Genomic DNA, 4,195 nt, shown 5'->3' on the forward strand with positions numbered 1-4,195 from the left:
GGCGCAGCCGGGGGATGGCGAGGAGCCGGGGGCATGGCAGCGGTGACCCCCCGAAATACGGGTGACGCCGCCCGTGCGGATGCCCGGCCCGACGCCGACGCCGACGCGGCCCGGCGTCGAGCGGAGGTCCGTGCGTTCGTTCGGACGCATCACCCCGACCGCGGCGGGGATCCCTACGCTTTCGCTGAGGGACTGCGGGCGCTGCGCCGCTCGTCGGGCTCGGCCTCGGGCTCGGGCTCGTCGACCGGTGCCGCCTCGCGGCCGACGGCCTACCGCCGGCGCACCATGCCCGAGCAGCTGGCCGGCTGGATGACGGACCGCGGCCGGGCCTGGTGTGGCGTCGCGCGGCAGCGATGGCCGGGCCGCGCGGCGGTATGGCCGGGCCTCGGTAGGCGGTGGGCCCGTCGACTCGACGTCCGGTGGGTACACCGAGAGGACGGTCCAGGAGCACGGCGTGGCTCTCGGAGCCGGTGATGCGACACCCTTCGCAGGAACCGTGGCGATGTCTCACCACATGTGACGATCACACAAATGGCCCCTTCCTTGCCCGTCCGAGGGGCACGCCGGACGTACCACCCGACTGGACGGGTCGTGGACCGGAAGGGACGTCACCATGCGAGCAGCAGCACTCGGTCTGATCACCGGCCTGATCGCCGGGCTCGCTCTCGCCTTCGGCGGGTTCAGCGAGTTCCTGATCGTCGTGGTCTTCGGGGCGATCGGGCTGGTCGTCGGCAAGGTGGTCGACGGCGATCTCGACATAACCCGCTACGTGGGCGCCGATCGGCGCCGGAGCCGGAGGTGACGAGGCCGTCCCGGCCCGACGACTCCGCCGGCACCCGGCCCGACGACTCCGCCGGCACCCGGCGCGGGGGGTCCGCCGGGACGGGTTCGCTCCGCGTCGCCGACCGGGTCGTGGAGAAGATCGCCGCGATGGCAGCCACGGAGGTGGTCGGGGTCACCGGGCCGCCGCGGCGGCCCGCGCGCCACGGGGGGGTCCGGTGGCACGGCGGTGCTCGGTGGCGCGGGAACGCTCGCCGACCCCGGGTGGACGCCCGGATCGAGGGCAACACGGCGCGGCTGACCATGACGTTCTCCGTGCGGTATCCGAATCCCGTCGGCGAGACCGCCGAGCGGGTGCGGGGCGAGGTGCGGGAGCGGGTCGCGGCGCTGGCCGGTATGCGGGTCACCCACCTCGATATCCAGGTGTCCTCCCTGAGCCTCGGCAGCGGCGAGCCGGACTGATGATTCCCGGTGATCCCTGACGGTTCGTCCGCGGCGTCGGGATCGGCCCCTTCCGCCGCCTCCGGGCCCGTTTCACCTCCCGGCACGGCGGAGGGACGGGAAAAGGCGGTGTCTGTTAGTACGCAACTGGGCACAGGTAGTGGACAAGGGTGGACTCGACGGGGGGTGGACATCGTGCGGATGGGACGCCGGATCGTCTCGGGACTGCTCGCCGCATTGGTCGCGGTTGCCGGTGTCATCGCCGTCATCGAGATCGTCGCTGCCGCCGCTGGCGGCGGGCACATCCTGATCGACCAGCGAAGCTGGGCGGACTACCTGAGTGACACCGCCTGGTCGGCGGGGCCGGTGCTGCTGGCCGCCGGGTTCGTCGCGCTGGTCGGGTTGCTGTTGATCGGGACCGCGTTCCGGCGCGGCACGCCCACCCGGCTGCGTACCCGCTGGGACTGCCCGCGGGTCGGGGTCTTCGTCAACCGGCGCGGGCTGGCCCGGGACCTGCGGGCCACGGCACTCGCCGTCGACGGGGTGGAGCGGGCCCGGGTCCGGGTGGACCGGCGGGCCGCGGATGTCCGGCTGCGCCTACGTCCCCGCACCGTGATCGGTGCGCCGCAACGGGTCGGCGCCGTGCTGCGCGAGGAGCTCGACGCCTTCGCGTTGGCCGACCCGCCCGAGCTGATCGTCCGGGCCGCCACGCCGTCGGCCGATCGCCGGCACGAACTGGCTGGTGGCGACGGGCCGGCTAGGCATGACGGCCCGGCTGGTCGGGGCGGTCCGGGCGGGTACGTCGGGCCCTCCGAGGGTGCCGGTCGGACCGAGCCCGACGGTCCGGTCGAGCCCGACGGTCCGGACGGCTCCAGAGTGGGTGCCGCGGCTCGGCGGGGAGGCGAGGGAGCGTGACCGGGCTCGGGCCGCGCACGCCGTCGATCGACCGGCGCAACCAGGTCGTCCTCGCCGCGCTGGGTCTGCTGTTCACCGCGGTCGGCGTGGTCGCGCTGCTCGTCGGGGCCGGCGTGTTCGGAGACGACCGGGCGGACCGACCGGTGCTCGACCCGGACGCCCGTGACTTCGCCGCGGACCACGGCTGGTTCTGGCTGGTGGTCGGGGTCGCCTGTGCGCTGATCGCCCTGCTGGCGCTGGTCTGGTTGGCGCAGCAGTTCCGCACCGACAGGTCCCATGGGCTGGACGTGACCCACGATGAGCTCGGCGACGTGCACCTGCCGGCGACCGCGCTGACCGACGCCGTCGAGGACGACGTGGCCGGGATAACGGGCGTCAGGGGGGCGCGGGTCGAGCTGCGGGGCCGGCATGAACCGTCGCTGGAGATCGCGGTGCGGGTGGCGCGGGGCACCGATGTGCCCGGCGTGCTCGGCCAGGTGTGCGGCCCGGTGCTGGAACGGGCCCGGCGGGCGCTCGGGCGCCCCGACCTGCCAGCTCAGGTGGATGTCACGGCCGTCGGCGGGGTTCGTCGCGGGCCCGACGTCCGCTGACGCCGTGGTCCCGGCCGGGACCGGCGCCGCCGTGACGGTCTGAGTCCGCGCAGGGTCTTGACAGACCGGGGTGGTCGTCCGCCTTCCGCGAAGCGTCCGGTACTGTGAAGGACCGCGCCGCGGTGGTTCTCCCGCCCTCCGGCGATGGAATCCCATGTTCTGGAAAGGATGAGCGCCGCCATGTCCGAGGTCCGCATCGCCGCGGAGCCGCGCACCGAGTTCGGTAAGGGCGGTGCTCGTCGCACCCGCCGCGCCGGCAAGGTCCCCGCTGTTCTCTACGGTCACGGCAAGCCGCCGCGCCACATCGCCCTGCCCGCACACGACCTGATGCACGCCTTCAAGACCGTCGCCGGCACGAACGTCCTGCTGACGCTCGAGCTTGCTGACGGCACCGAGCTCGCGCTCGCGAAGGACGTCCAGCGGCACCCGATCAGGGGCAGCTTCGAGCACATCGACCTGGTTCTGGTGAACCGGGGCGAGACGGTCGTCGCAGACATCCCCGTGCAGGTCATCGGGGAACCCCACCCCGACACGCTGATCGACCAGCAGGTCACTTCGATCGCGTTGAAGGCCGACGCGTCGCAGCTGCCGAACGCCATCGAGGTGGACATCACCGGCCTGGAGCCGGGCACCGCCGTGTTCGCCCGTCAGCTGCCGCTGCCCGAGGGCGCCGAGCTCGACGCCGATCCCGACCTGGTCGTCGTGCAGTGCCTGGCCAAGCGGACCGTCGCCCAGCAGGACGCCGAGCTTGGCGAGACCACGGAGGCGACCGAGGAGGCCGGCGTGGCGAGCGCGTCCGCCTGAGGCGGACGGCTCTCCCTGTCGACTTCCTCGTCTCTCGTCACCTGCCGATGATCTGCGGATGAGCTGTCGATGACGAACGTGCCGACCGACGACGGGCCGTGGCTCGTCGTCGGACTGGGTAATCCGGGCCCGGATTACGCGGGTAACCGCCACAACGCCGGCTTCATGGTCGTCGACCTGCTCGCCGAGCGGGCCGGGTCGCGGCTGAAGTCGCACCGTTCCCGGGCGGACGTCGCCGAGGTCCGCCTTGCCGGCGCGCGTGCAGTTCTTGCTCGCCCGCTGTCTTTCATGAACCTCTCCGGTGGGCCCGTCTCGGCGGTGCGCACCTTCTACAAGATCGATCCGGCCCGGGTCATCGTCGTGCATGACGAGCTGGACATCCCGTTCGGGGCGGTCCGGCTCAAGCGCGGCGGCGGGGACAACGGCCACAACGGGCTGCGGTCGATCTCCTCTGCCCTCGGTACCCGCGATTACCTGCGGGTCCGGGTCGGCATCGGTCGCCCGCCGGGCCGAATGGACGCGGCCGACTTCGTGCTGCGGGATTTCGGCACGGCAGAGCGGCGCGAGCTGCCGCTGTTGTTGGAGCATGCCGCCGACTCGGCTGAAATGCTTATCACCGACGGCCTGGAGCCCACGCAGAACCGCTTTCACGCCCTGCTCTGACG

At 72.8% G+C, this 4,195-nt stretch carries 6 protein-coding genes; all 6 read left to right on the forward strand.

Annotated elements, in window-relative coordinates; all coding sequences use genetic code 11:
* The first annotated feature begins 613 nt into the window (after window positions 1–613).
* Window positions 614–802 (forward strand): DUF2273 domain-containing protein, encoded by a 189-nt coding sequence (locus NBZ83_RS30455; protein ID WP_261559062.1) that lies wholly within the window; start codon window positions 614–616, stop codon window positions 800–802.
* The gene (locus NBZ83_RS30460) at window positions 799–1,242 is read left to right on the forward strand and encodes an Asp23/Gls24 family envelope stress response protein (RefSeq protein WP_261576344.1); all 444 of its coding nucleotides are present in this window, start codon (window positions 799–801) and stop codon (window positions 1,240–1,242) included. The genes NBZ83_RS30455 and NBZ83_RS30460 overlap by 4 nt, the downstream gene beginning before the upstream one ends.
* Window positions 1,243–1,422: 180 nt before the next feature.
* Window positions 1,423–2,136 carry a DUF6286 domain-containing protein gene (locus NBZ83_RS30465; protein ID WP_261576346.1) on the forward strand — a complete coding sequence of 238 codons (714 nt, stop codon included), beginning with the start codon at window positions 1,423–1,425 and terminating at the stop codon, window positions 2,134–2,136.
* Window positions 2,133–2,726: an Asp23/Gls24 family envelope stress response protein gene (locus NBZ83_RS30470; RefSeq protein WP_261571232.1), complete on the forward strand. Its 594-nt coding sequence runs from the start codon at window positions 2,133–2,135 to the stop codon at window positions 2,724–2,726. Before NBZ83_RS30465 ends, NBZ83_RS30470 begins: the two co-directional genes overlap by 4 nt.
* 180 nt (window positions 2,727–2,906) lie before the next feature.
* On the forward strand, window positions 2,907–3,530 hold the full coding sequence (locus NBZ83_RS30475) for a 50S ribosomal protein L25/general stress protein Ctc (protein ID WP_261571231.1): 624 nt from the start codon (window positions 2,907–2,909) through the stop codon (window positions 3,528–3,530).
* A 69-nt stretch (window positions 3,531–3,599) separates the two neighbouring features.
* On the forward strand, window positions 3,600–4,193 hold the full coding sequence (pth, locus tag NBZ83_RS30480) for an aminoacyl-tRNA hydrolase (protein WP_261576345.1): 594 nt from the start codon (window positions 3,600–3,602) through the stop codon (window positions 4,191–4,193).
* The last annotated feature ends 2 nt before the right edge of the window (window positions 4,194–4,195 follow it).

The organism is Frankia gtarii, assembly GCF_025403375.1.
GTDB classification, from domain to species: domain Bacteria; phylum Actinomycetota; class Actinomycetes; order Frankiales; family Frankiaceae; genus Frankia; species Frankia gtarii.